22 protein-coding genes are annotated in these 23,989 nt (G+C 61.1%); 15 read left to right on the top strand and 7 right to left on the bottom strand.

The features are described 5' to 3' along the window. Together SGJ19_04220 and SGJ19_04215 are read left to right on the top strand one after the other, a co-directional pair. Window positions 1-1,227, top strand: a 1,227-nt coding sequence (locus SGJ19_04220) for a WD40 repeat domain-containing protein (protein ID MDZ4779440.1), incomplete at its 5' end; no start/stop codon positions are given. A gap of 156 nt (window positions 1,228-1,383) precedes the next feature. Continuing rightward, entirely contained in the window at window positions 1,384-2,322 is a 939-nt protein-coding gene (locus SGJ19_04215; GenBank protein ID MDZ4779439.1) for a nucleoside hydrolase, read from the top strand. Between the two features lie 10 nt (window positions 2,323-2,332). On the opposite strand, the gene SGJ19_04210 is transcribed toward SGJ19_04215, so the two are convergent. From SGJ19_04210 to SGJ19_04200, 3 genes are all read right to left on the bottom strand, one after another. Continuing rightward, entirely contained in the window at window positions 2,333-3,472 is a 1,140-nt protein-coding gene (locus SGJ19_04210; protein ID MDZ4779438.1) for a trypsin-like peptidase domain-containing protein, read from the bottom strand. A gap of 208 nt (window positions 3,473-3,680) precedes the next feature. Further along, window positions 3,681-4,130, bottom strand: a complete 450-nt coding sequence (locus SGJ19_04205; GenBank protein ID MDZ4779437.1) for a TraR/DksA family transcriptional regulator — start codon at window positions 4,128-4,130, stop codon at window positions 3,681-3,683. 198 nt (window positions 4,131-4,328) lie between these two features. After that, window positions 4,329-4,718 carry a hypothetical protein gene (locus tag SGJ19_04200; protein MDZ4779436.1) on the bottom strand — a complete coding sequence of 130 codons (390 nt, stop codon included), beginning with the start codon at window positions 4,716-4,718 and terminating at the stop codon, window positions 4,329-4,331. Window positions 4,719-4,795: 77 nt separating this feature from the next. On the opposite strand from SGJ19_04200, the gene SGJ19_04195 reads away from it, so the two are divergent. After that, complete coding sequence (locus SGJ19_04195; GenBank protein MDZ4779435.1) at window positions 4,796-7,282, top strand: hypothetical protein; 2,487 nt, start codon at window positions 4,796-4,798, stop codon at window positions 7,280-7,282. Between the two features lie 193 nt (window positions 7,283-7,475). Here the strand turns inward: SGJ19_04195 and SGJ19_04190 are convergent, their stop codons facing one another. Then, window positions 7,476-9,431: a preprotein translocase subunit SecA gene (locus SGJ19_04190; protein MDZ4779434.1), complete on the bottom strand. Its 1,956-nt coding sequence runs from the start codon at window positions 9,429-9,431 to the stop codon at window positions 7,476-7,478. A 450-nt stretch (window positions 9,432-9,881) separates the two neighbouring features. Here SGJ19_04190 and SGJ19_04185 point away from each other — a divergent pair, with 450 nt between their 5' ends. Then, a complete protein-coding gene (locus tag SGJ19_04185; protein MDZ4779433.1) occupies window positions 9,882-10,265 on the top strand; it encodes a hypothetical protein in 384 nt (127 codons plus the stop codon). A 243-nt stretch (window positions 10,266-10,508) separates the two neighbouring features. After that, window positions 10,509-11,288, top strand: coding sequence for an MBL fold metallo-hydrolase (locus SGJ19_04180; protein ID MDZ4779432.1), 780 nt, complete (start codon window positions 10,509-10,511; stop codon window positions 11,286-11,288). Between the two features lie 87 nt (window positions 11,289-11,375). On the opposite strand, the gene SGJ19_04175 is transcribed toward SGJ19_04180, so the two are convergent. Continuing rightward, complete coding sequence (locus tag SGJ19_04175; protein ID MDZ4779431.1) at window positions 11,376-11,933, bottom strand: sigma-70 family RNA polymerase sigma factor; 558 nt, start codon at window positions 11,931-11,933, stop codon at window positions 11,376-11,378. Between the two features lie 424 nt (window positions 11,934-12,357). Here SGJ19_04175 and SGJ19_04170 point away from each other — a divergent pair, with 424 nt between their 5' ends. The 3 genes from SGJ19_04170 to SGJ19_04160 all read left to right on the top strand — a co-directional run bounded on the left by SGJ19_04170 (window position 12,358) and on the right by SGJ19_04160 (window position 15,588). After that, window positions 12,358-12,636, top strand: coding sequence for a ferredoxin family protein (locus SGJ19_04170; protein MDZ4779430.1), 279 nt, complete (start codon window positions 12,358-12,360; stop codon window positions 12,634-12,636). A 336-nt stretch (window positions 12,637-12,972) separates the two neighbouring features. Then, the gene (locus SGJ19_04165; protein ID MDZ4779429.1) at window positions 12,973-13,458 is read left to right on the top strand and encodes an SRPBCC family protein; all 486 of its coding nucleotides are present in this window, start codon (window positions 12,973-12,975) and stop codon (window positions 13,456-13,458) included. A gap of 210 nt (window positions 13,459-13,668) precedes the next feature. Further along, a complete protein-coding gene (locus tag SGJ19_04160) occupies window positions 13,669-15,588 on the top strand; it encodes an endonuclease/exonuclease/phosphatase family protein (protein ID MDZ4779428.1) in 1,920 nt (639 codons plus the stop codon). A 330-nt stretch (window positions 15,589-15,918) separates the two neighbouring features. Here the strand turns inward: SGJ19_04160 and SGJ19_04155 are convergent, their stop codons facing one another. Continuing rightward, window positions 15,919-16,986 carry a DUF2330 domain-containing protein gene (locus tag SGJ19_04155; GenBank protein ID MDZ4779427.1) on the bottom strand — a complete coding sequence of 356 codons (1,068 nt, stop codon included), beginning with the start codon at window positions 16,984-16,986 and terminating at the stop codon, window positions 15,919-15,921. A gap of 299 nt (window positions 16,987-17,285) precedes the next feature. On the opposite strand from SGJ19_04155, the gene SGJ19_04150 reads away from it, so the two are divergent. The 5 genes from SGJ19_04150 to SGJ19_04130 all read left to right on the top strand — a co-directional run bounded on the left by SGJ19_04150 (window position 17,286) and on the right by SGJ19_04130 (window position 21,171). Beyond that, window positions 17,286-18,539: a hypothetical protein gene (locus tag SGJ19_04150; GenBank protein MDZ4779426.1), complete on the top strand. Its 1,254-nt coding sequence runs from the start codon at window positions 17,286-17,288 to the stop codon at window positions 18,537-18,539. 152 nt (window positions 18,540-18,691) lie between these two features. Next, complete coding sequence (locus SGJ19_04145) at window positions 18,692-18,976, top strand: hypothetical protein (GenBank protein MDZ4779425.1); 285 nt, start codon at window positions 18,692-18,694, stop codon at window positions 18,974-18,976. A gap of 33 nt (window positions 18,977-19,009) precedes the next feature. Then, window positions 19,010-19,282 carry a hypothetical protein gene (locus tag SGJ19_04140; protein ID MDZ4779424.1) on the top strand — a complete coding sequence of 91 codons (273 nt, stop codon included), beginning with the start codon at window positions 19,010-19,012 and terminating at the stop codon, window positions 19,280-19,282. A 23-nt stretch (window positions 19,283-19,305) separates the two neighbouring features. Next, window positions 19,306-20,040: a Uma2 family endonuclease gene (locus SGJ19_04135; GenBank protein MDZ4779423.1), complete on the top strand. Its 735-nt coding sequence runs from the start codon at window positions 19,306-19,308 to the stop codon at window positions 20,038-20,040. Window positions 20,041-20,118: 78 nt separating this feature from the next. Then, entirely contained in the window at window positions 20,119-21,171 is a 1,053-nt protein-coding gene (locus SGJ19_04130) for a TIM barrel protein (protein ID MDZ4779422.1), read from the top strand. A gap of 242 nt (window positions 21,172-21,413) precedes the next feature. Here the strand turns inward: SGJ19_04130 and SGJ19_04125 are convergent, their stop codons facing one another. Next, window positions 21,414-21,623, bottom strand: coding sequence for a hypothetical protein (locus tag SGJ19_04125; GenBank protein ID MDZ4779421.1), 210 nt, complete (start codon window positions 21,621-21,623; stop codon window positions 21,414-21,416). A 271-nt stretch (window positions 21,624-21,894) separates the two neighbouring features. On the opposite strand from SGJ19_04125, the gene SGJ19_04120 reads away from it, so the two are divergent. Both SGJ19_04120 and SGJ19_04115 read left to right on the top strand, forming a co-directional pair. After that, window positions 21,895-23,034, top strand: coding sequence for a Gfo/Idh/MocA family oxidoreductase (locus SGJ19_04120; protein MDZ4779420.1), 1,140 nt, complete (start codon window positions 21,895-21,897; stop codon window positions 23,032-23,034). A 447-nt stretch (window positions 23,035-23,481) separates the two neighbouring features. After that, window positions 23,482-23,916 carry a hypothetical protein gene (locus SGJ19_04115; GenBank protein MDZ4779419.1) on the top strand — a complete coding sequence of 145 codons (435 nt, stop codon included), beginning with the start codon at window positions 23,482-23,484 and terminating at the stop codon, window positions 23,914-23,916. Window positions 23,917-23,989 lie beyond the last annotated feature (73 nt).

The following is a 23,989-nucleotide window of genomic DNA, read 5'->3' as shown; positions in this document are numbered from 1 at the left end:
GCCGCCATCGAAGCGTCCAAGTCGCCGCTCGATCAAGGCGTCGCCGGTACGCAGACGCGCGTCAATCAACTCACCGAAGACGCGAAGACCAAGACCAAGGCGGCACAAGACGCAGTCGCCGCCGCGCAAGCGGCCGAGACGGCGCTCACGGCTGCCATGAAGAGCGTGGAGGCGTCGAACGGCTCATTGGCGAAAGCGCAAGCCGCCGCGCCGCTCGCCGAACAGCAAATCGCCACGGCGCAAGAACAGTCGACGGCCGCCGAAGCAGCATCGGAAACCGCGCGACAAGCCGCCGTCGCCAAGCAACTGCCGTTCACTTCGGTGGCGTTCTCGCCGGACAACGCACTCGTTGTCGCAGCTGGCGAAGATCACGTGATTCACACTTGGAGCGCCGAAACCGGCGCGCCGTGCGATACTTACGCCAGCCATAGCGGCGCAGTCTCGGATCTGACCTTCGTCGGCGACTCACGCCTGGCGAGCGTCGCGGTCGACGATCCGCGCTGGCTCGTCTGGGACCTGTTCCCCGCCTGGACGCTCGAGCGCACGATCAGCGGTCCCGACAAATTCGTCGATCGCGTCCTCGCCCTTGATTTCAGTCCGGACGGCGCGCTGCTGGCTTCCGGCGGCGGCGAGCCTTCGCGCGGGGGCGAATTGAAACTCTGGAACGTGGCGGATGGCGCCCACGTGCGCGAAATTCCGGACGCCCATAGCGACACCGTATTCTGCGTGCGCTTCTCTCCGGACGGCCAGCAAATGGCCTCCTGCGGCGCGGATAAATTCCTCAAGGTGTTCAACGTCGCGGATGGCGCCTGGGTGCGTTCCTTCGAGGGACACACGCATCATGTGCTGGGCCTCGCCTGGCGGGCCGACGGCAAGGTGATTGCCAGCGCGAGCGCCGATAACAGCATCAAGGTCTGGGACGCCCAAAACGGCGACCAACTCCGCACCATCGGCGGCTTCGGCAAGGAAGTCACGTCGATCGAGTTCATCGCGGAAGGAACCGAAGTTCTGGCCTCTTCGGGCGACCGCACGGTACGCTGGTTCAACACCGCCGACGGCGCTAACTCGCGCAACTTCGGCGGCGGCGGAGATTTCATGTACACGGCCGCCGCGGTTCCAGACGGATCGCTCGTCGTGGCTGGCGGACAGGATAGTGTGCTCAGGCTCTGGAAAGGCGCCGACGCCGCCGAAGTACGGCAATTCGCGCCGCCGGAAGCCAGCAAATAAAAACGTTGCAAATCCTTGACGCAACGCTCGCGCCGGGTCGCCAACGCGCTTTGATCCGCTTGTGAACCACGGGCGCGCCACCTAGAATCGCCGTAATTGCCCGGCGGCACGAAGTCGCCCATCGCGGCGGCCAATCTTTTCTCATGGTGGATGCTCATGGCTAGGAAGGTGGTCATCGATCTGGACCCAGGCATCGACGACGCCGTGGCGCTGGTGATGGCGTTGTTCGATCCCAGGCTCGAAGTGATCGCGGTCACCGCGGTCGCGGGCAATGTTCCGGCGGAGCAATCAACCCGGAATTTGCAATCGCTGATCGAACTGCTCGATCCGCCGCGCTGGCCTCGTTTGGGCGCTGCTGCCGTGGACGACTCCCCGGTGGTCGACGGCCGGCATCTGCATGGCGCCAATGGTTTGGCCGACGCGGAATTCGCCTGCGCCGAACTGCATCACGTCGCCGCGGCGGACAAGGTCATTTCCGACGCGATCCGCTCCGCCCCGAACGAAGTGACCGTCGTCACGCTGGGTCCGCTCACCAATCTGGCCCGTACGTTGCAACGCGACCCCGGGCTGATCAATATCCTGGGCCAGGCGGTGATCTCTGGCGGCGCGATCATCGTGCCCGGCAACGTCACGCCGGCGGCGGAGTTCAACTTCCACGCAAATCCGTTGGCCGCGCGCCAGGTGCTGCGGCTGCCGTTCACCAAGACGCTGGTGCCGCTGAATATCACCCGACAAGTCATGCTGGGCTTCGATTTCCTGGAACAAATGCCTGCTGGCGACAGCAAGGCCGGCGACCTGCTGCATCGCATTTTGCCGTATGCGTTCCGTTCATTTCGCCGTGCGTACGGCTTGGAAGGCATCTACCTGGCCGACGCCGTCACCTTGCTGGCCGCGGCGGATCCGAGCGCATTTTCCACGGAAATGATGGCCATCGACGTGGAAATTCAAGGCGAACTCACGCTCGGCGCGACCGTGGCCGACTTGCGTTCCGCCAGGCAATGGCGGGCGAACACCGGCGTCGTCACAGAGATCGATCGCGTGCAGACGACCGACGCGATCGTGCGCTGCCTGGAGCGCGCCGGCAAGGCGGGTTAGTTAAACCCTCTTACGGCGAGGTCTGCGACGTGGTCTGCACCTTCGGCTTGTCGGTCACTTCGACCGAAACGACGACGCGCTCGCGGTCGCGGATCAGCATCACCGGCACCTTGCGGCCGATCTCCGTGAGCTTGACGATGTTGATCAAATGCTCGTCGTCTTCCACGCGGACGCCGTCGTAGCGGACGATCACATCGCCGGGCCGCAGATCCGCCCCTTGCGCCGGCGATCCGGCCAGCACGCTTTTCACCCGGGCGCCGAGCGCCGAACCCAGGCCCATGCGCATCGCTTCTTCACGATCAAAATCCTGGTCCAGGTTTACGCCGAGGAAGGCCCGCACGACGCTGCCGCCTTCGATCAACTGGCGCGCGACGTTCACGACGACATTGACGGGGATGCTAAAACCGACCCCTTCGTTGCCGCCGGAGTTACTGGCAATCGCCGTGTTGATGCCCACGACTTCGCCCCGCAGGTTAATGAGCGGGCCGCCGCTATTGCCGGGATTGATCGCCGCGTCGGTCTGCAGAAAGTCCTGGTATTTGACGCCATCGCCCAGTTCCAGATTCCAGCGTCCCTTTGCGCTCACGATGCCCATCGTCACCGACTGGCTCAAACCGAAAGGGCTGCCCATCGCCACAACGAAATCGCCAATTTCGGTTTGGCCGCTATTGCCGATCCGCGCCGCCACCAAGTTCGAGTCGCTGATGCCCAGCACCGCGATGTCGGTCTCTTCGTCGAACCGCAACAGCTGCGGCGTGAGTTGCCGCCCGTCGAACAGATGGACGGTGATGTCGGCGAGCTTGGCGTCCTTCACGACGTGCCGATTGGTCAGCACGTAGAAGCCTTGGCCGTATTGAATGATCACGCCGGAGCCGGCTTCCTCGATCATCCGGCTGCGCCCGTAAAAAGTCGCGCGGCCTTCTTCCTGCTTCTGCGCCTCGATATGCACGACCGTCGGCTTGGCCAGCTTGACGACCTGCTTCAAGATATTGCGGGCCTCGAACTCGGCCGCCCGCAACGCCAGATCGTCGTAGGCGCGCTCGCGCTGTTCAGGCGTCAGAGCATCGTCCAGCCCGTCCTGCGCGCTCGCCGGAGACGTGGCGAAGCAAATCACCGCGGACAGCACCCAGAGGGCGAATCCGCGACTCACTCGGTGCGCTGAACTCCGCATGACGTTTTCCCCTTTGGAGGCGCAGCAACAATGCACGTGCGGGATACCGGTTCCGGGCGTCGCGGTCGCGACGCCTTCCGATATTCTACACGTGCATTGGGATCATATCACATGATGACGCGGGAAGCTGCCGGTTATACCGCCTCACAGCGAGATTCCGCCGCCTCCCGCGTCGCTTGTTGATCCGTTAGGACGCGTCGATCTCCAGTTCGTTGATCGACATATCCGAATCGCCGCCCGAGGAATCGAACACCCGGCCCCAGTCGACGTCGCCGCCGCGGGCGCCGCCGCTGCGTTCCAGCTCGCGCTGGCACTCGATACACATCGTCGCGTAGGGGAGCGCCCGCAACCGGGCGATCGGGATTTTCACGCTGCAGCTTTCGCAGAGGCCGTATTGGCCGTTGCGCATCTGTTCCAGCGCGTTTTCGATCAGTGCCAGTTCGCGGCTTTCCACTTCGGCCAGCTGCGAATTGATTTCATCTTGAGCTGAATCGAGGGCGGCGTCTACGACGTCGCCCGAGGTTTGCTTGCTCAGCTCCTTAAGTTGGCTGAGGTCGCCTGCCAGGGCCTGTCGCAGCGCATCGCGCCGCTGAATCAGAATCTGGCGCATGGTCATCGTCGAGTCTTTGCGTGTCATGTTTGCCTCGCCTCTGTTGTCCGATCTGAGCCGGCGACGCGAAGACTCTTCCCGCGCGTCAAGCCAAACTTCGAACGACCTTGTTCGTAGCCCTGGACCTCGTTCCGTCCGCCCCCACTTCGACCGATTGTTCGGCTTGAGTGGTCCCTGCGGCACACCAACTATAGTACGGCTGGCAACCTGGAGAGTTCTCCAAAGTTAGCAGTCCGCACGGTTTGTCAATACCGATTTCCTGAAATACCCTATCTCGTTATCCACATGTACTTTGCGCCCAATCATGCCTGTACCGCTTGGCAGCGTCGCGGACGCGACCACGGCAATTTCGGCGACCGGACACTTTCGCGGTTTACGGCCGCTGGGACGATTCCCAGGGCTTTTGCCTTGCTGTGATCCGGGTCGCCATGCAACCTTTTTCTCGGCCGAGGAATAATCGGCAAAGTCGGCGCATTTATCCAGCAGTTTTTGCCGGACCCCCAGGAACAGCACTGTTTTCCGCTGCTTCCGCTGTGCCACGTTCAGATGCGCAAGGTCAATCCCAGGTTCCCCTTTGACCTTGGGCCAGTTGCGACGTAGCTGATTATGGGGCATTAGCACCGTCGCTCGGGGCCGGCCGTCGGCCTTGCGCGGTGAGTGCGGTGGGGCATTTTGCACAGGACAGGTCTGCAATGTCGCAGTTGATGGAAGCCGCCGAGCAATCGACCGTATTGGGAACTCCTGCCCGGGAGTTGGCGTTCCGCGTCCATACCCGCCACAACGTGGGCGACTCGCAGGTCGTCATGCTGTCTGGCCAAAAGGTCTCGGTCGGCGCCGATCCTGGCTGCACGCTCCGCCTGGCAGGCGTCGACGTCGCCCCCTGCTACTGCCTAGTCTTGCGCGGCGAAGCCCACGACGTCGTCCGCAGCATGTCTCCTCGGGCGCGGTTGAACGGCGCCGAGTTCCAGGACGCCTCGCTCCAGTCCGGCGACCGACTACAGCTCGACGAGGTGGAACTCGAAGTGCTGCCCTCGGCGACGCCAGATTTCGATCGCGCGGAACTGGTCGAGGCCGCACCTCGGGTCGACGAGCAGGACGCCCAACGTTTGGCCGAATTGGAAGCCCGCCAGAAGGACGTCGAACGCCGTGAGCAAGCAGGCGGGGAACTTGAAGGCCGTTTGTCCGGCGAGCGGACGGCGCTGGAACTCTGGCGCAATGAACTCGAGCAACAAAAACAGACGTTGGAACAAGCCCGCCAAGCGGCGGAACTATCGGCACGCACGCATGCCGCGGAACAGGAACGCAGCGCCGCGGACCTTAGCGAACAACAATCGCAAAACGCCGCCGAACGGGCGTCGCTGAAGGGCTGGCGCAGCGAACTGGAACAACAGAAAAACGAGCTCGAAGCCCAACAGAGCGAACTAACTCGCCTGACGGCGGACTTGGAACCGCGGCGGCAGGAGTTGGAGCGCCTGGCCCACGAGTTGGAACAAAAACTCGCCGCGGCGGAATTGTCGACTCAGTCCCGTGCGGACGAAGCGCAACGCAGTGAAGCCGAATTGAACGAGCGGCAGTCTCAAAACGCCGCCGAACGGGCCTCCTTGAAAGGCTGGCGTAACGAACTGGAACAGCAGAAGCAGGAATTGGACCAACGCCTCGGCGAAGCGGACCAAGTTGCGCAGGCCAAGGCGACTGAACTCGAACGCCGCGCCGCGGAACTAGTCGAGCAGGACGTCCGCCTGGCGGGCGAGCGATCCTCGTTGGAGAACTTGCGACGCGAACTGGAGCAGCAACAGCTGAACCTCGCGCCACAACCCGCCGGCGCGGAGCCATCCCAGGCCGACGCCGACGAGCAGCAGCGTCGTGCCAGCGAGTGGAACGAACGCGAATCGAAGCTGACCAGCGAACGTCTCGCCCTGGACGAAAGCCGCCGGCAACTCGAACAAAGCCGCGGCGATTTGGCCAAGGATCGCGAGCTGTTCGGCGCCGATCGCGCCAAATGCGATCAATCCCGCGCTCAACTCGACGAGTTACAACGCCAGATCGACGCGTCGCGCCGCGAATTGGAACAGCAAGGCGAAGAGCTGCAACGGCAAAAGGCGGATGCGGAACGTTTCGCCACGGAAATCAGCGAACGCACCGCGGCCGCGAAGACGCTGCTGGAAGAACAAAAGGCCGGGCTCGATAAGGAAAAGGCGACGCTGCGGCTCGAGCAACGCCAACTCTCCGTCGAACAGCAAGCTCATGCGGAAGCTTCCGCCGCGCTGCTGCAAGAGCGCTCGGAACTGGCGAACCAGCAGCAGGCCGTCGACGAGACCGTCGTCGATGCCGATCAGCAAGACGTGAAAGCAGCTTGGGCGGAACTCGAAGCGGAGCGCGCCCGCTGGGAAGTGCAGCGCCAGCAGTGGGACCAGGAATGCGCTCGCTGGGAAAAAGAGAGTCGCGAATACCAGGCCGAACTGGAGCAACGCGAGGCGGAACTGGAGTCCCATGGCGAACGCCGCGACGACCGGGCTGCCGGTTTATCGACTGCCCAGCTCTTCCGTCGACAAGACGAATCGGATGAAACGCCCGAGGTACGCGAGCCCGAACCTCGTCGCGAACGCACGCACGCCGCGGCAGAACACCATGAGGAAGACGGCTCGATCGATGCCTACATGCAGCAACTGCTGGAACGAGCCGGCGCCAATCCGCGCGGACAAAACGTCAAGGAAGGTGCGCCCGTCAAATCAGAGTCGCATCGCAGCACCACCGCCAAGACCACGCCGCAGCCGGACGTCGAGCAGGTCGCCAAACCAGTCCGCCGACCGGAACGCCCGAAAGTGCCGGAAGTGCCCGTCGATTTATCGATGATGCGCGAAATCGCGAATCAATCGGTGCGCGGCGCCCTCGATCGACATTCCGAACGAAAGACCGCGCAACGCCGCTTGAATCGCATCTTAGTTGGCGGCGGTGCGTTCGCCTTTGCGATGATCGTTTGTGCCACGCTTGGCATCTTCCCCACGGTGTCGTCGGCGCTCGCGGTCGCCGCCGCCGCAATCGGCTTCCTCGGTTGGCGCCAATACCACGTCAGCCTCCGCCGCATGGAAGCCACGGCCAGTAAATCGGAAAGCAAGGCCACGGAGCCGGTCGCAATCCCGACGATTCCAGAAGCCTCGCCGCCAACCGATGCAGTATGAGCAAGGTAGTCGTTGCGTGAAGCGTCGGCGGCAAATGACGAATTTCGAAATCCGAATGACGAATTGATGTCGAAGCACGAATGTCGAATGACTGAGCACAACCGGATTATGGTCCGCAAGCCCTTCTGACATTCAAGCATTCGACATTCGGATTTCTTTCGTCATTCGGACTTAGAAATCCGTCATTCCCGTCTTACCCCGGCGTATCAAGGTACGGATCCTGGCCCATCTGGCGCTGAAGCTTCTTGCGCTCCTTCTCGTAGTACATCAGCACTTTGCGGTCGCGAAAGTGCTTGCGTTCCACTTTCTTCTGCGCTTTGCGGAAGTACGACGCGAAGCCGCCGACCTGGCCGGGATTATTTTCACCGCGTGTTTTCCAGCGCCGGGCGCGCTTAGGACCGAAGCCGGTCTCCAAGAGGTCGTCGTCGAGTGAAAGGTACTGCCGGTAGGTGCCCGGATCGCCTTGGCGTCCGCAGCGACCGATCAACTGCCGGTCGATCCGCGCCGCGTCGTGCATCTCGGTGCAGATCACGTGCAGCCCGCCGAGCTCCGCGACTTCCGGCGCGAGTTTGATGTCGGTGCCGCGGCCGGCCATGTTCGTGCTGACGGTGACGCGGTCGGGCAATCCGGCGCGGCCGATGATTTCCGCCTCTTCGGCGACGTGTCGGGCGTTCAGCACCTGGTGCTCGATGCCCGCTGCGTGCAGCAGGCGCGATAAATGCTCCGATTTATCGATCGACCGCGTGCCGACCAGCACGGGGCGGCCGAGAGCGTGCATCTCGCGGATTTCCTCGACGATCGCGGCCCATTTTTCGTCGTTGTGCCCAAACACCAGCGTCGGCAGTGCCTGGCGGATCGCCGGGCGATTCGTCGGCACCGGCACGACGCGGAGCTTGTAGATCTTTTGGAATTCGCTCGCCGAGCTCGACGCCGTACCGGTCATGCCGCCGAGCTTTTCGAAGCGCAGGAAATAGTCCTGCACGGTGACGCGCGCCGCCTGGCCGGTGGCCACGGTCACCGTGATCGCTTCTTTCGCTTCAATGGCCTGGTGAATGCCGTCGCGCCATTTGCGACCTTCGGACAAGCGGCCTGTGAACTCGTCGACGATCACAATCTCGTCGTCCCGCACCACGTAGTGCCGGTCGAGCGTGAACTCGCGATGCACCTTGATCGCGCGCTCCACGTACTCGTAGATCGTGTACATGCCGACCGAGTCCATCGCCTCGGGCTTCGTCAAGCGCCGCGCCAAGTGCCGTCCCGTGGCGGAGAGCTCGACTTTCTTCTTGTCGTGCTCGTATTCGAAATGATCGTCCTCAATGAAATCATTCGCGATCGACGACGCCCAGCGATAGCATTCAACGGCGATCCGTTCCGCCTCCGTCGGCAGCGCGCTGATAATCAGCGGCGTCCGCGCCTCGTCGATCAGAATGCTGTCCGCCTCGTCCACCAGGCAGAAGTACGCGCCCCGTTGCACGGGCTTTTCGTTCTTCTCGCCTGAGAACTGCCCCAGCATGCCAGCCAGCACGTCGGTCTCGCCTTCCTGGATCCGCCGCATCAACAAGCGATCGCGGAGGAAGTCGAAGCCGAATTCCTTGGCCGTGCCATAAGTAATATCGCAGGCGTAGGCTTTGCGCCGCTGCGCTTGCGACATCTGCGTTTCGATCACGCCGACCGTCAGCCCGAGCATTTCATAGAGGGGCCGCATCCACTCGGCGTCGCGACGGGCGAGGTAATCGTTCACCGTGGCCAACAGCGCGCCCTTGCCGGTGAGCGAATTCAAATACAACGGCAACGTCGCGGTGAGCGTTTTGCCTTCGCCGGTTTGCATCTCGGCGATGCAATGTTGGTGCATGGCCGCGCCGCCGAGCATCTGCACATCGAAGTGCCGCATGTTAAGCGCGCGGCGGCCGGCCTCGCGGACCAAAGCGTAGGCCTGGGGCAGCAATCGGTCGAGCGGTTCCAGGGCCTTCGCGCGGTATTGGATCGACAGGCTGCGCTTCCGCAACTCGTGGTCCTTCAGCTCCATCAGCTCCGGCTCATAGCTGGAGATCTTGGGCAGCAGCATCGCCCATTGCGCGAGCCGGCGCGCGACCGGGCCGCCGGCGAGCGCCTGAATCCTGGCTGAAAATCCGTCGGGTATCGTGCCCACGCGCGTTGCTGGTTCCGAGGAGGTGTACCACCGAGGCACGGAGACACGGAGCACCGAGAAAGTGCCAAGGCCGGGTCCCGCGTGCGCGCGGTGCGAGGGTTGAGTTCGTGTAATTGATTGTACGACAAGCCGGGCAAGGAGCCAGGGTTAGGAACAGTTATCCGCGCCACACTAGCCCGTAGCGCCAGCGAGGGAGAACGGACGCTGCGTACAGATCGAGATGAAACTCTCCGCATGCCGCTCCCAGGGCAACCGAGAGTTTCAACTCGATCTGTACATTCCGTCAACTCTCCCTCGCTGGCGCTACGGGCTGGTGTAGGAGCGGCTGTCTGCGCGCTCGACTTTTCCGATTTGCCGGATTAGATTGCCTGTGCCGGTTGGTCTGTCGATTTTTCATTGGAGTGGCGCGACTTAATAAGTATCTGCGTTCGTAAAGCCGGAAGGGTCAATATGGATCAAGACGACAATCCCTATCGCGTCCCACAGAGCCCGCTGCGACCGACGTTCGAAGTCACGGTCGACGAAGTCACTTCACGTCATGCGCGCCCCAACTGGCGCGTGTTCGCCACGGTTTGTATGTGCATCTTCGGGATGTTGTACGGCGCGGGCGCATTTCGCATGTTGTTCTTCGGCGGCAATCGCCACGCCTTGTACACGCCGGGCTGGCCGGAGCGGATCGTCATCACGCTGATCTTGATACTGTTCTCGCTGTTCGGTTTTCTCGGCGCCCGGGGCTGGTATCAGGGCCGGCTCAAATCGGCGTTCGTCTATTCGTTGCTGGGTTCGCTGCCGTTTTGGCTCGCAATCTTCGGGACGCTGTTCGGCGCATTTTGAGGTTATCGCGCGTTGCTCCGCAGCGGCATTTTGCTAGCGGGCAGTTACTTGTCGCTGTTCGTGGGCGGACCTAGAATCCGGTGCGGCGCGAGTCGGCAACGGCGATTTTGGCTTTGCGGCCGAGGTCACAGACCTCGGCTCCAGACGAAAGCCGCCGAGAACTGCAGCGCTCAGCGTTCGTGGAGTACACCCAGCTAGCCGCCAGGAATTGCTCCAGGGGCACAACAGCGAGGAATCAGCGCGATGATCGAGCGGAGGCCGGTATTTCCGCATGTAATTGAGATCAACTATCAGTTGGGCCAGCGAATCGGTTGCAACGTCTACCTGGTCTACGACGGCCCGGAATGGGCGTTGATCGACATTGGCTTCGAAGAAACCGTCGACGAGATCATCGAAACGATTCGACAGCTGGATTTTCCGCTGTCGAGTTGCAAGACGATCGTCGCCACGCATGCCGATGTGGATCACATCCAGGGGCTCGCCAAGGCCAAGCAACTGCTGAAGACGACCGTCACCGGTCATCCGCTCGCCGCCGAGCCGCTCGCCACCGGCGACGTGATTCGCACCTTTGCGGAGATCGCCGCGCAAGACATTCACATGGCGATGCCGCCGGTGAAGCTCGATACGCTCGTCAACGACGGCGACCGGATTGCGATCGGCGGGCAATCGCTCGAGGTCTGGCATACGCCCGGCCACACCGATAGCCAGCTTTCGTTCCGCCTCGGCAACTTGCTGATGAGCGGCGACAACATTTATCGTGACGGCTGCATCGGCGCGATCGACGCCCATCACGGCAGCGACATCCCGTCGTTCCTCCGCTCGTTGCGCCGCATTCGGGCCAGCGACGTGGAATGGCTGCTGCCCAGCCACGGGCCGATTTTCCGCAAGGACGACGCGCTCTTGGACCGCACCATCGCCCGCGTGGAAGGCTACCTCCACATGGCCGATTTCGGCACCTGCGCCGTCGATTGGCCGCTGATGGACCAATGGGATCGAGAACTTGCGGAGGGGAAGTTTCCGTAGTGAGGCGGTGGGAGTTGGAAGTTTTCAGTGTTCAGTTTTCAGCGATCGGAACACGATCCTCTCAGCGCCCCCGCGGTTCAGATTGCGCTAACCGACCGCTTCCCCGGCGCGGCGCATTTTCTCGCGGGCCCGGGCCAAGAGGGGCCCGATGGAGTTTTCGTTGATGCCGGTCGACTGACTGATTTCGTGATAGCTCAGGCCGTCGAGGTGAAACAGTCGCACGATGTGCGCCTCGCCCGGCTCGAGGTCTTCCAGCAGCCGATCGACTTCTTCGCGATCATGAATACGGGCTTCCGTCTCGGCGCTGGCGACCGGATGCGATGCGGCCAGGGAAGTGGCCTGCTTGCGGGCCAACAATTCCCTCACGACGACCCGCCGGGCAATGACCGTCAGGTACGTGGCCAGGCTGCTTTGCCCCCGGAACCGTCGCAAGATCGCGAAATCCTCGCGCAGGACGGTCAAAAAGACTTCGCTGGCCAGGTCCTCGAAATCTTCGCGGACCAGGCGGATCGACCGTGACTGGGCCGAGTGGTTGATGACATGCACCACCAAGCCGGTGAACCGGTCGACAAAATCCTCCCAGGCACGGGGCTGCCGGGTCAGGCAGCGCTCCAATAAATTGCGGTCGACGTCAGAAAGCGCCACGGCTTCTCCCTCTTATCCCCGTGGTCGCGGAATCGGGCGAATCCTTGCCTACGGAGACCATCGACTGCGCACGGGGTAGCAGATATTTCGCCCCCATATCCTCCTGATTTTAGGTGGACCTAAAAAACGAGACAAGTGAAACCAGGGGGAAAGCCGATTTTCGTGTGTAATCGCCCGGGGGCCGCTCCCCGACGGCGACCCGGCGGTAATTCACCGGGAAACGCATTTTCGGCTCGCCAAAGGCTTGTGAAACAAGCACTTGACACTTCGGCCGCGGATGTGTGGAATCTGAGGAGGCTCAGGCAAACGGCGCAAGATTTCGCGATTAACGCGATTTCGACCGCCGCCCAGCCGACACTTCCCAGTGTCCGCCCAAGTTTTGATCCCAGCCAGCAAGACACGACTTCAAAGGAGATCCTTGCCCATGACCCACGTCGTCTGCCAGCCCTGCTTTGGCTGTAAGTACACCGACTGCGTCGTGGTTTGCCCAGTCGAATGCTTCTACGAAGGGGAACAGATGTTGTACATCCACCCCGACGAGTGCATCGACTGCGAGGCCTGCGTTCCGGAATGCCCCGTCGAGGCGATCTTCATGGAAGATAACGTTCCGGAAGAGTGGAAGGACTTCACCGCGCTGAACGCCGAACTGGCGACGCAGTGCCCGGTGATCACCGAAAAGAAAGAACCCCTGACCGGTTCTTGATCCGGCCCGCGCCGCCCAATGGGCGGATGCATCTCCAAGCGCCGATTCAGCGGGCGGCCCGCGCCGCCCGCTGTTCTGGTTCGCGCCGTACGTGGTCGCCTACTTCAATGTGACCGGCACTTGCCACGCCTTCGCCACAAACTTGGGCGGCTACGCGCTTGTCGACTCATTGCGCTAGAATCGAACGCCGCTCATCGGCAGGTGGAACATCCACCACTGCACGTTTCACTTCGCCTGGGGCGAGGATCTGCGTTCGGCCCGTCCAACGCGAACGTTTTTTTCGTCCCTTTCGTGGTTCGAATCCGAATCTGAGCCCAAATGCCTGGAATCCGCCCCGTGACGTTTGCTTGCCGGGCCAACTTCCGTCAGCCGCCCGAAGAGATCGCCGCTCAAATCCTGGACCTGGCCAAGTGGCCGGAGTTCACCGGCTATGCGTTCCTGCCCGGCATCCGCCAGGCGGAATTCGAGGTCCGCACGCCGGAAGTCGTTGGCACTCGGATTCGCGTGACCAACACCGACGGGTCCAGCCACGTGGAAGAGATCGTGGAGTGGGTGCCGGACCGCCGGGTGCAGCTTCGTTTCGGGGATTTCTCGCCGCCGCTCAGCCGGTTGGCGACTGGGTTCGACGAGACTTGGCTGTTTCGGCGCGAAGGGGAAACAACGGAGGTGGTGCGGGAGTTTGCGCTGTGGCCGAAGTCTTGGTTTGGGCGGTTGGTGTTGTGGGGGATTGCGCGCGTATTGGAGCGGGCTGTGGGGCGGCATCTGCGACAGCTCGTCGGAGGCGTTTCCGGCGCCGATGCGCGGGGCTCGGAATCGAGTTAACGGCATGCGCAATCTGGCTCCGTCGATCGATCCGCAGCCGCTTGCCATTTTTCCCAGTTCTGCGAAGGCAATGGAGCAAGCTTGACGCACAATCGCGGGAAGACACGTGGGCGCCGTCCAAAGACCTGCTCGGCACCGCGTGTTACGATAGACGTGGCATTGTTGCAGGTTCTCGAATGCCAGGCGCACCCGGCTGCGATGAGGGTTCTCATGACGGTGGAGTCTCGATGGCGGTGGAAATCGATTCTGATCGGCGCGTATATCTGTGCAGTGTTGTCAATCTCTGTCGCGAATGGCGCGGAGTTGAAAGTTATGACCTTCAACATCCTGCACGGTGGCACCGCGCTGGGGCAGCCGCTGACGAAAACCGTCGAGGCGATCGAAACGTCGGGCGCCGATCTGATCGGCCTACAAGAACAGAGTGGCTCGACGGCGGCGTTAGCCGACATGCTTGGCTTCTATCACCACGTGCAGGATGGTGACATTTCAGTTCTCAGCCGCTACCCGATCACGCAAACTCTCTCTAGCGGCGTAGAAGTTGCCTTGCCATCGGGTGAGCCGGCTTATTTGTTCAACGTGCATTTGGCGGCTTATCCGTATCAGCCGTACGACATTCGCGATGGCCTAATCTCGACCGAAGTGCAGGTTATTGCGGCCGCTCAAGCCGCGCGGGGCGCCGCCATGTCGCGAACGCTGGAGACGATGTCGCCGTATCTCACGAACGGCGCGCCCGTGTTCCTGGTAGGCGATTTCAACGAACCTTCGCATTTGGATTGGACGGCCGAGGCCGCCGACGCGGGGATGAACTTCGGCATGAAGGTCGCCTGGCCCGCGTCGATCAAGGCGGAGCAGGCTGGGTTAACGGATTCCTATCGCGCGGTGCATTCAAATCCGGTGGAACGTCGCGGAGACACGTGGACGCCTCTGGACGGGCCGGACGAAGTCCATGACCGGATTGATATTGTCTATCACGCCGGCGAGTTGGTCGATCCGATCGACGCCATCGTCGTGGGAGAGAACGACGCCCTCGCCGATTTGGTGGTCACGCCTTACCCTTCCGATCATCGCGCCGTCGTGGGTCGCTTCGCGCTGGCCGCATCGGGCGGGCTGACGGTGCGCGTTGACCGCCAGCACGGCCAAGTCGTGGTGCAAAATACCTCGGCCGAGGTCGTCCATTTCGATGGTTACTCGCTGACTTCGCCCGGCGGACATTTGGCGTTCGAAGACAATGGCTGGCGAAGTCTCGCTGACCAAGGATTCGCGGATTGGCAGGAGGCGAATCCCAACGCGTCTCGGCTGTCGGAATTGAATCCGCTCGGGACGATGACGTTGGCGCCCAGCGAGACCTTCACACTCGGCAAGGCTTATCATTTTCTGCCAGGCGCCCTCGGTGAAGCGTATGTGCAGGATCTGCGATTTCGGTATTTCGATCCGTCCGAGCAAACACTGAGCGCCGCGGTCGAATTCCACGGTTGGCGCAATGACGTGGTGCTGGTGATTGATCCAGAATCCGGAGCAGCGATCCTCGAGAACCAGTCGTCGTTGGAAGTGCCGATCGACGGCTATCGCATCTCTTCAAAAAACGGGTCCTTGAATCCGCAGGATGGCGCATGGAGCAGCTTCGCGGACCGTGATCTTGATTCCTGGATGGAAGCGAATCCCAGCGAGAAAATGTTGGCCGAACTGAATCCGCTGGCTGCGAACGTGTTGGGCCCCGGCGCGCGGATTCGACTGGGAATACTGTTCGATCCGCTCGCCAAGCGCGACCTAGCGCTCGAGTTCCTGATGGCGGACGACTCGTTGATGCGCCCGGGACTGGTTGTGTACGAGCCATTCACCGAATGCCCCGCGGGAGATGCGAATGGCGATTGTCGCGTCACCGTGGCCGATCTGAATGCCGTCCGAAACTCCTTTGGGGCCAGCGGAATCGGCCTCACTGGGGACGTGGATTGGGATGGTCGCATTAACATCGCCGACCTCAACGCGGTGCGCAACAACTTTGGCGAGGCGGGACCGCTGGCCGTACCGGAGCCAGCCGCCTGGGTGTTGATGGCGCTCGGCATCAGTTGCTGTGCAACACGATCTCTGCTGTGTCACGGGCTCCGAACCGTGACGGTTTTCCAACCGTAGGTCTCCTCCGCCATAGGGCCAATGCGAACGTCTGAATTGCTCACTTAACCAGCGGCTTTGCGGTCACCATACGTCGGTCAGGCACCGCCGACGAAGTCGACGGCGTTGCAAGCGAATCACCGATGCGACGTCCTAGAGGTTCCGCGAAATCGTGCCTGACAAGCGACGTCATTTTGTCAGGCAAACCTCAGTGGTTCGATCGGGACGCTGCAACGGTCATTTGCAACCATCGCCGAAGCGTTTCAAACGCGGCGCCTGACGTACGGAACTGGAATGGAATCGCCTGATTGAGTGCGACGTCGAGTACTTGAATGGCTCATAGCGAGCCACCTACGCCGCACAATTGCCGCGGCGAAAGCGACGGAGCCAAGGGGTCAGGACTACGGCGAAGGCGAGCGTGTATGCCATGACGTCCACGGGCGAGGAGGAAGATGCGTACTCGATAATCGGATCGCGCTCTACATTCCCTTGGTTAGCGTCGCGGGCGAAATAGAGGTCAGCGGGCGCCACTCGATAGGGCCAGTTGTCTTCAAACTCCGTCAGCCAAAAGTCTGCGGGCCCTGTCGATTCCGGCAGCTTCAGCAGTTCCAGCGTCTTACTGCGATCCTCGGCGCTGAGCTTGTTCGCCCAGGCGACCTTGCCTGTCCAGGCGATTTCCTGGGTGAGTTCTCCTTGGTAACGGGCCTCGCCGAGAAAATAGATTCGCAACAGGCGATGTCGCGCCCCCAGGCCTTCGGCCGAACCTCTTGAATCCGGTTCGCGATACGGAAACAGCGGTCGGTCGGTCTGGAAACTTATGCGCAATGCCGAAGCGGCTACGTTCGTCTCATCGCCATGATTGTCCTTGGCAACTTTGAGCGTCGTGAACTTCCACCCGGCCTCGACATACAGCTTCGCCCAAGCTTCGATCTCGGGCGAATAGGCGTAGCCGTGGTCTTTGAGCCAGCCGACGAGCGCGTCGACTGAATCCGCCTTGAGCACGACTGCCTGGAAACCGGCAACCAGCTTTTCGGCCACAACCTCGACGGCGGCAGTCGTCGCCGTTACGGGGTTCGATGCGCCTCCGCAGCCGCACCCGAAGCCGCCGCTGGGGCGTGAGACTTTTCGCTTGTCCGGCTCAGTCAGTTTAAGCAGAAATGGAAACGCATCGTTGCCGGATTCTTCGAGTTCGGGCAGGCTGGGCGTCGGCACCAGAAATCCGAAGTCGTCGGCCTCGCTCTTGAACGACGCCTGGCGAATGAAATGCTGGGTCTTCGTCGCGGCGTCCCAAATGAGGATGACAGTTTGATCGGCGTTCACCACGGGCTTGCCGGAAGGGCCAACGGCGCCGCAGGCCGACGCGGAGGACGAAGGTAGCGACGGGATGAGCAGGAATGCTGCCAGTATGCGGGCGACCATCGACGTGTCTCCAAACACGAGTAGTGTGAACTAGAAACAACACTTCGATTCATCACTTTAGATGCGCAGACGGCTGGAGGTATTCCCGAGCCAGCGAACGCACCAGCAAGGCAATGTTGAAGTGCTGGGGAGCCACGCTGTCGTGCCATGGGCTGCCTCGCATATTCTCCGCCGCTTGCGAAGCCACCGACCGGGGAATAAAACAGGGTGCTGCCGGGCATTTGCGTGCGCCGGCCTTGGCGCTTGCGCCGCAACTTCCGCCCACCACTCGACTTTGCTTCGATTAGGAATCCGCTCCCATGGCCGCCAGTTCGAATGTTGTCAAAGGGGATAGTGTCGCCAAGCCGCTGGCTCAGGCCATGGAGGCCGGCGACGGGTTGTTGCGGCTGACGCCGACCTGGGTGCCCCGGAGCTTTTTGCATCCTGGGAAGCGGATCAAGCTGGCGCCGAATGATTGGTACGCCTACGGGGCGCATCGCGGCGGGATCGACGAGCGGTGGTTCGCCAGCACAACCGAGGCCGCCAACGACGGCCGCGTCTGGCACGAGGGGCTGAGCTTTGTCACGTTCGGCGCGCAGCAGTTCTTGCTCAAGGACGCGGTGGCCGAGGACGGCGTGCGGCTGATCGGCGACGACTTGTTCGATCGCTTCCAGAAGTGGCCGGTCTACTCGAAATTCTTCGACAACATGGGGCCGATCCCCCATCACATGCACCAGGGCTTCGAGCACGCCGCGCTGACTGGCCAGGAAGGGAAGCCGGAGAGCTATTACTTCCCGCCGCAGTACAACAACGTCGACAACAATTTTGCGTACACCTTCATGGGCCTGGAGCCAGGCACCACGAAGGCGCAACTGCGCAAGTGCCTGGAGAACTGGGCGCAAGGCGACAACGGCATTCTTGATCTCTCCCGCGCGTATCGCCTGAAGCGCGGCACCGGCTGGTTGATTCCGCCGGGCGTGCTGCACGCGCCGGGCTCGCTCTGCACCTACGAACCGCAATGGGGCTCCGACGTGTTCGGGATGTTCCAGTCGCTGGTCGAAGGGCGCGAAGTGCCGTGGTCGCTGCTCGTGAAAGACGTGCCGAAGGACAAGCACCAGGACCTCGACTTCATCATCGAGCAACTCGACTGGGACAAGAACGTCGACACGCACTTCAAGGACCACAACTACCTGGAGCCGATCGTCGATGAAACGGCCTCGGGCCAAGGCTACACCGACAAGTGGATCGTCTACGGCAAGGTCGACGGCGAACAACTCTTCAGCGCCAAGGAACTGACCATTGAGCCCGGCGCGAAATGCACGCTCAAAGACCCCGGCGCGAGCGGCTGGATCACGGTCCAAGGCCGCGGCCGGATGGGCAAGCTGGCGCTACAAACGCCGGCGATGATCCACTTCGGCCAGGAAACCGAGGACGAAGTGTTCATCACGCACACCGCAGCGAAGCGCGGCGTGGAAATTGAAAACACCGGGAGCGAACCGCTGGTGGGCCTGCGGTATTTCGGGCCGGATGTGCATGGGAAGCTGCCGTCGGTGGGGGATTATTTGAGGAAATAGGGCGTTGCGCGCGTCGTCAAAATCCGCCAGGGTCGTTGCGTCAGGCAGCGCGTTGTGGCACGGTCTCCCGACCGTGCCACGATTCAGAGGAGGAGACCTACGGTCGCAAAAGTGTCACGGTCGGGAGACCGTGCCACAACTAGGGTGTGATCATGCGGCGCTGGGTCGTTTTTGCATTGCTTTACGTGGCGTGCAACTTTAGCGGCATTTGTTTGGCCGCAATCGCGGCGTCTCGGGGGGCACTGTCGCCGCCGGATGCGTTGGATGTGGTTGAATTTTTCACGTGGTTCGGGCCAATCGTGCTGGGAATCGGGCTCTTGGTCGCACTTCGCGTTGACCAGGCGAAATGGTATGAATGGCCGATCGCGGGCGCCATCCTTGCAGCAACTGCTTACTTCAACTTTGTGTTTCTGTACTACGCCTACGCCGGCATCTAGGCCGTTGTCGCAGACAATTGAACGAGGCGAAGCATGCCGCGATTTTATCACGTCGCACTTGCGTACGTTGCGGGAAACGTGATTCTCGTGTTCATCTCGTTTCAAGATCGCTTTCATGCCTGGAGCCCGATTGACGCCCTCTACTTCTTTACACTTTACGGCCCGCCGTTGCTGTTCTTGGTCATGGCGATTGCGGCGATTATCAGTAAGGAACGCCCGTACGTTTACGCTATAATATTCGCGTTGACCGGACTGCTGGCTTGGATCAACTACTCCGCGCTCTACGAAGCAGCCGCGGCAGTTTGACGGCAAACGGTATAGGTGTCGATATGTCCGCGACAAACGCCCCATCCGACGAATTCGTCGTCCTTCACGGCGTTCCGTGGGACGTCTACACGAAGCTCACCGACGCGCTCGGCGAATGCCATTTGCGGCACACCTACGATCGCGGCACGCTGGAGATGCGGGCCGTGGTTTACGGGCTGGAGTGGAAGGACTACGAGCGGTTCCTCGAAGCGCTGGGGGATTTCTCCGTTCGCCATACCTATTGGCAGGGAACCTTAGAAATGATGGCCCCGCTCAAGCGGCACGATCGTACGAAGTCTTTGATTGCTCGCATGATCGGGGCGTTGTCGCTTGAATTGCGAATGCCAATCCAAGCGATTGGCTCCACTACTTTGACTGCGGAAGCGGATGATTGCGGAGTTGAGCCGGACGAAGCGTACTACATTGCCAACGAGCGGGCAGTTCGCGAACAGGAAGACTACGATCCACAGCGTGACCCGCCGCCGGACTTGGTCGTTGAGATTGATGTGACAAGCAATTCGTCGAAACGCATGCCCACGTATGCGGCGATGATGGTACCGGAGATTTGGCGGCACTCCAGCGGAGCGATCACATTCCTTGGCCGCCATGATGCCGAGTATCTGCCAATTCCGTTTAGTCTGTCGTTTCCCAAGCTCAGTTCGCAGGTGATCAACGATCTGTTGAAAAAGCGCGGGCAGATTGACGACACGTCCATCGTGCTCGAGTTCCAGGATTGGGTCCGCGCGAACATGAAGTAGCGGCTGACGCTTCCGGCTCCAACAAGACATTCTTTACTCCTTTACTCCTCCAATCTCCTTACACCTCCTCCCACCGCCATGCCCACGCACACCAATACCTTCCCCAAGCTTCACAACGCCGCCTGGCCGGGCGTTGTTGGCAAAGGTCCTGATTCTGAGCCGGCGATTGATCTCGACACCATGTTGGCGCTCACCGCGGCGGCCGAAGTGGATGGCGTCAAGTTTGATGGCGTCGATCTGTTTCTGTTCGCGCCGCATGTCGACATCGACGCCTCGGACGACGATTTGAAACGGCTCGCCGACAAAGTTCGCGCGCACAAGTTGGTGATCGGCTCGGTCGTCGCGCCGGTCTGGCCGCCCACCGGCGGCGGGTCCGCAATGGACGTAGGCGCCGGGCGGACGCAATTCCTCCAGCAGGTGGAAAAAGGCTGCCGCATCGCGCGGTACCTGCGCGAGTTGGGGATTCGTCCGTACGGCGTGGTGCGGATCGACTCCGCGAGCGGCGTCGGCGATTGGGTCGGCGATCCGGAAGGCAATCAACAGAAGATCGCCGAGACGTTCCGTCAGGCCTGCAAGATCGCCGACGAACATGGCGAGCGCCTCGCGGCCGAAGGGGAAATCTGCTGGGGCGGTATGCACAGTTGGCGGCGGATGGTGCAACTGCTGGAGCTGGTCGATCGCCCGAAGACGCTCGGCTTTCAGGCCGACATGGCGCACACGCTCCTCTACACGCTCGGCTACAACGCGCCCGAGGACGCGATCCTGCCGGCGAACTACGATTGGAAAGACGGCGCGAAGCTCGACGACGCCCTCAAGCAACTCACCGCGGCACTGCGACCTTGGACGATCGATTTCCATGTCGCCCAGAACGACGCCACGGTCCACGGCACCGGATCCCACGACAAGACGGGCCGTCACTGCCTGGCCGACGACCCGAATGGCAAACTCGACATCGCCAAACACGCCGGCCACTGGCTCCGCGACGAACAAGGCCAACTCACGAAAAAGTTCCGCCACATCTGCTGGGACGGCTGCATGTTCCCGAACGCGGTGATGATGAAACCGGAGACGTGGAACTCGATCCTGGGAGCGATGGTGAAAGTGCGGGACGCGCATGGTTGGGTGGAATAGACGTCTACTGCGATCGCCTCATTGGCGTTCTCTCGTGCTCTGCATTTCCGCTAAGTGGGGCGCCTGGGGCTGAGGCGAAGGATTAAAGCACCCACGTCAAACCGGCTGGGGCATTGTGGCGCTCTGTTTACGAGTTAGACGAAGCCCCAGCTTCTTGGACCATGGCTTTCGCGCGTGCTGTACCTCTGCCCCAGGCACCCGCGCTGTTCCTGTCGACATGTAAAAGGTCGTAGTTAGGAACACTACCTCTTCTCGGCGCGTTCTTGCCCTACCTTCCCCGCCAGGTCATCGATCTTCTTCTCCAGCCGATCCAGCTTCTGATTCATTGCCTCCAACTGCGTGCGCATGTCTTTCGTGTCGCGCCCGCCGGAGAAGAACATTACGATCAGGGCGATGATGATCAGTGTGCCGCACCCGAGCGAGACTTGGCTGTTGGTGGAAATGTCCGCCATCATACTCTCCGGTTTGGGTTCAAAATCTATTCGGTCCGTTGAGACATTTCTTGCGCGCGATTCAGCCGGTCTCGTGTCACGGAGGGCAATCGCGCCGAACGGAATGATAGGCTCGTCGCCGGCCAAGTCTGGGCGCGAAAATCAGCTGGATATCGGCTGGCGCGTGCGACAATCCCCATCATTTCCCTCGGCTGGAATTGACGTTAAGCTAGCGTCCGTTCGTCGGTGATTCCAGGCTCTCCCAGGCAATTGTCTTTCAAGGAAATCTTCCATGCCCAAACCTCTCAATATTGGCATGATCGGCTATGGCTTCATGGGCAAGGCCCATTCGAATGCGTATCGCCGAGTCAACAACTTTTTCAACCTGGAGTACCAGCCGGTCCTGAAGGCCGTCTGTGCCCGGGATGCCGAGAAGGCCAAGGCGTTCGCCGATACCTGGGGGTACGAGTCGGTCGAGACCGATTGGAAGAAGCTGATCGCGCGGAAGGACATCGACGCCGTCGATATCTGCACGCCGAACAATCTCCACAAGGAGATCGCCCTGGCCGCCGCCGCCGCGGGCAAGATGATCCTCTGCGAAAAGCCGCTGGCGATGAACTCCGAGGAAGGGGCCGAGATGGTGGCCGCCGTCGAGAAGGCGGGCGTGCCGAACATCGTCTGGTACAACTACCGCCGCGTGCCGGCCGTGACGATGGCCAAGCAGCTGATCGACGAAGGTCGCCTGGGCCGCATCTTTCACTACCGCGCGGTCTTCTTGCAGGACTGGACGATCTCGACCGACTTGCCGCAAGGCGGTGAGGCGCTCTGGCGACTGGACGTCAACGCGGCCGGCTCCGGCGTGACGGGCGATTTGCTCGCGCATTGCATCGACACGGCGCTGTGGCTCAACGGTTCGATCGACACCGTCTCCGCGATGACCGAGACGTTCATCAAGGAGCGCAAACACAATCTCACCGGCAAGGTAGAAAAGGTCGGCATCGACGACGCCTGCGCATTCCTCGCGCGGTTCAAGAACGGCTCGCTGGCGACGTTCGAGTCGACCCGATACGCGCGCGGACACAAGGCGCTGTACACGTTCGAGATCAACGGCGAAAAGGCGTCGATCGCCTGGGACCTGCACGACCTGCACCGCTTGAGCTACTTCGATCACAACGACGAAAGCAAGCTCCGCGCCTGGCGCTCGATCCACGTCACCGACCACGGCGGCGAACACCCCTACATGGACCACTGGTGGGTGCCAGGCCTGCAAATCGGCTATGAGCACAGCTTCGTTCATCAAGTAGCCGACTTCCTCGAAGGACTCGCCACCGGCAAGCCAGCCGGGCCGAGCTTCCGCGACGCGCTGGAGACGCAACAGGTTTGTGACGCGGTGCTGAAGAGTGCGCGCGAGGGGAGTTGGGAGAAGGTTTAGCGAATCGGAGCGTTAACGCTCGGAGGAAGCGGCGATTCAGCTCGCACGCAGCTCATCCGACTCGCCGGTTGCGGCGCTTGCTGAGTGGACTCGAATACGAAGCAGGCCAGAAACCGATTGGAACCAGGCATCAAAATGTCAAACATCTCCAACAGGATCGTCGCCGCGGCACTGGAAGCTCTTGAAGGCAACCCTGAGGGACTGCGCTATTCCGAACTCGTTCGATGGGTTCTCACGCACGACGGAACCTTCAAGAAAAACACGGTTCACGGAAAAGTATGAAACCTGGACGAGCAATTCCCTGAAAAGGTCTACAAGCCGTCGCGCGGTTTATTCCGGCTAACGAAGTTTCGCGATCCCGATTCTGACCAGCTTAAGGAAGAGCTGATTCCGCCTCAGCCCAAAAGAGTTCGCGAAGACGAATTCTACGAACCGTTTGCGGAATGGTTGGTCAACGAAGTCGAGGAATGCACCAAAGCAATTGCGCTTGGCGGAAAGAAATTCCGTGACAAATGGGGAACACTCGATGTGATCGGAAAACGAGAATCGAAACGCAGCGACATCATTCAGGCGCCGGTTGAGATCGTTTCTGCGGAAGTGAAGCCAGACGTCAACGAACTTGTCACGGCATTTGGCCAAGCATGCGCTTATTGCCTGTTTAGCCACAAAGTTTACCTTGTCGTGTCAAACAAGGTGCCCGACGATGAAATTGCTCGTTTGGACGCGCTTTGTCAGGTATTCGGCCTCGGCCTGGTCCTCTTTGATTTGGAGAATCCAAAGGATCCGCAGTTCGATATTCGGTCGCGTCCGCGTTACCAGCAGCCCGACCTGTTCTATGCGAACCGATACATGAAGCTAATTGAACCGGAGCTGTTCAGTTGAAGATCGTGCCACGTTCCGTATCGAACCCATCTTGAAGTGTGGCCAGTGATTCAACCTATGTAAATGGAACGAC

It is taken from the genome of Planctomycetia bacterium (genome assembly GCA_034440135.1).
Taxonomy (GTDB): Bacteria; Planctomycetota; Planctomycetia; order Pirellulales; family JALHLM01; genus JALHLM01.
This window is presented reverse-complemented; position numbering and strand designations above follow the sequence as displayed.

Coding starts and splice junctions, on each gene's coding strand:
- SGJ19_04215 (MDZ4779439.1), top strand. CDS start 1,384: ATGGCTAGGAAGGTGGTCATCGATCTGGACCCAGGCATCGACGACGCC.
- SGJ19_04205 (MDZ4779437.1), bottom strand. CDS start 4,130: ATGACACGCAAAGACTCGACGATGACCATGCGCCAGATTCTGATTCAG.
- SGJ19_04200 (MDZ4779436.1), bottom strand. CDS start 4,718: ATGCCCCATAATCAGCTACGTCGCAACTGGCCCAAGGTCAAAGGGGAA.
- SGJ19_04195 (MDZ4779435.1), top strand. CDS start 4,796: ATGTCGCAGTTGATGGAAGCCGCCGAGCAATCGACCGTATTGGGAACT.
- SGJ19_04185 (MDZ4779433.1), top strand. CDS start 9,882: ATGGATCAAGACGACAATCCCTATCGCGTCCCACAGAGCCCGCTGCGA.
- SGJ19_04180 (MDZ4779432.1), top strand. CDS start 10,509: ATGATCGAGCGGAGGCCGGTATTTCCGCATGTAATTGAGATCAACTAT.
- SGJ19_04170 (MDZ4779430.1), top strand. CDS start 12,358: ATGACCCACGTCGTCTGCCAGCCCTGCTTTGGCTGTAAGTACACCGAC.
- SGJ19_04160 (MDZ4779428.1), top strand. CDS start 13,669: ATGACGGTGGAGTCTCGATGGCGGTGGAAATCGATTCTGATCGGCGCG.
- SGJ19_04155 (MDZ4779427.1), bottom strand. CDS start 16,986: ATGGTCGCCCGCATACTGGCAGCATTCCTGCTCATCCCGTCGCTACCT.
- SGJ19_04150 (MDZ4779426.1), top strand. CDS start 17,286: ATGGCCGCCAGTTCGAATGTTGTCAAAGGGGATAGTGTCGCCAAGCCG.
- SGJ19_04145 (MDZ4779425.1), top strand. CDS start 18,692: ATGCGGCGCTGGGTCGTTTTTGCATTGCTTTACGTGGCGTGCAACTTT.
- SGJ19_04140 (MDZ4779424.1), top strand. CDS start 19,010: ATGCCGCGATTTTATCACGTCGCACTTGCGTACGTTGCGGGAAACGTG.
- SGJ19_04135 (MDZ4779423.1), top strand. CDS start 19,306: ATGTCCGCGACAAACGCCCCATCCGACGAATTCGTCGTCCTTCACGGC.
- SGJ19_04130 (MDZ4779422.1), top strand. CDS start 20,119: ATGCCCACGCACACCAATACCTTCCCCAAGCTTCACAACGCCGCCTGG.
- SGJ19_04125 (MDZ4779421.1), bottom strand. CDS start 21,623: ATGGCGGACATTTCCACCAACAGCCAAGTCTCGCTCGGGTGCGGCACA.
- SGJ19_04120 (MDZ4779420.1), top strand. CDS start 21,895: ATGCCCAAACCTCTCAATATTGGCATGATCGGCTATGGCTTCATGGGC.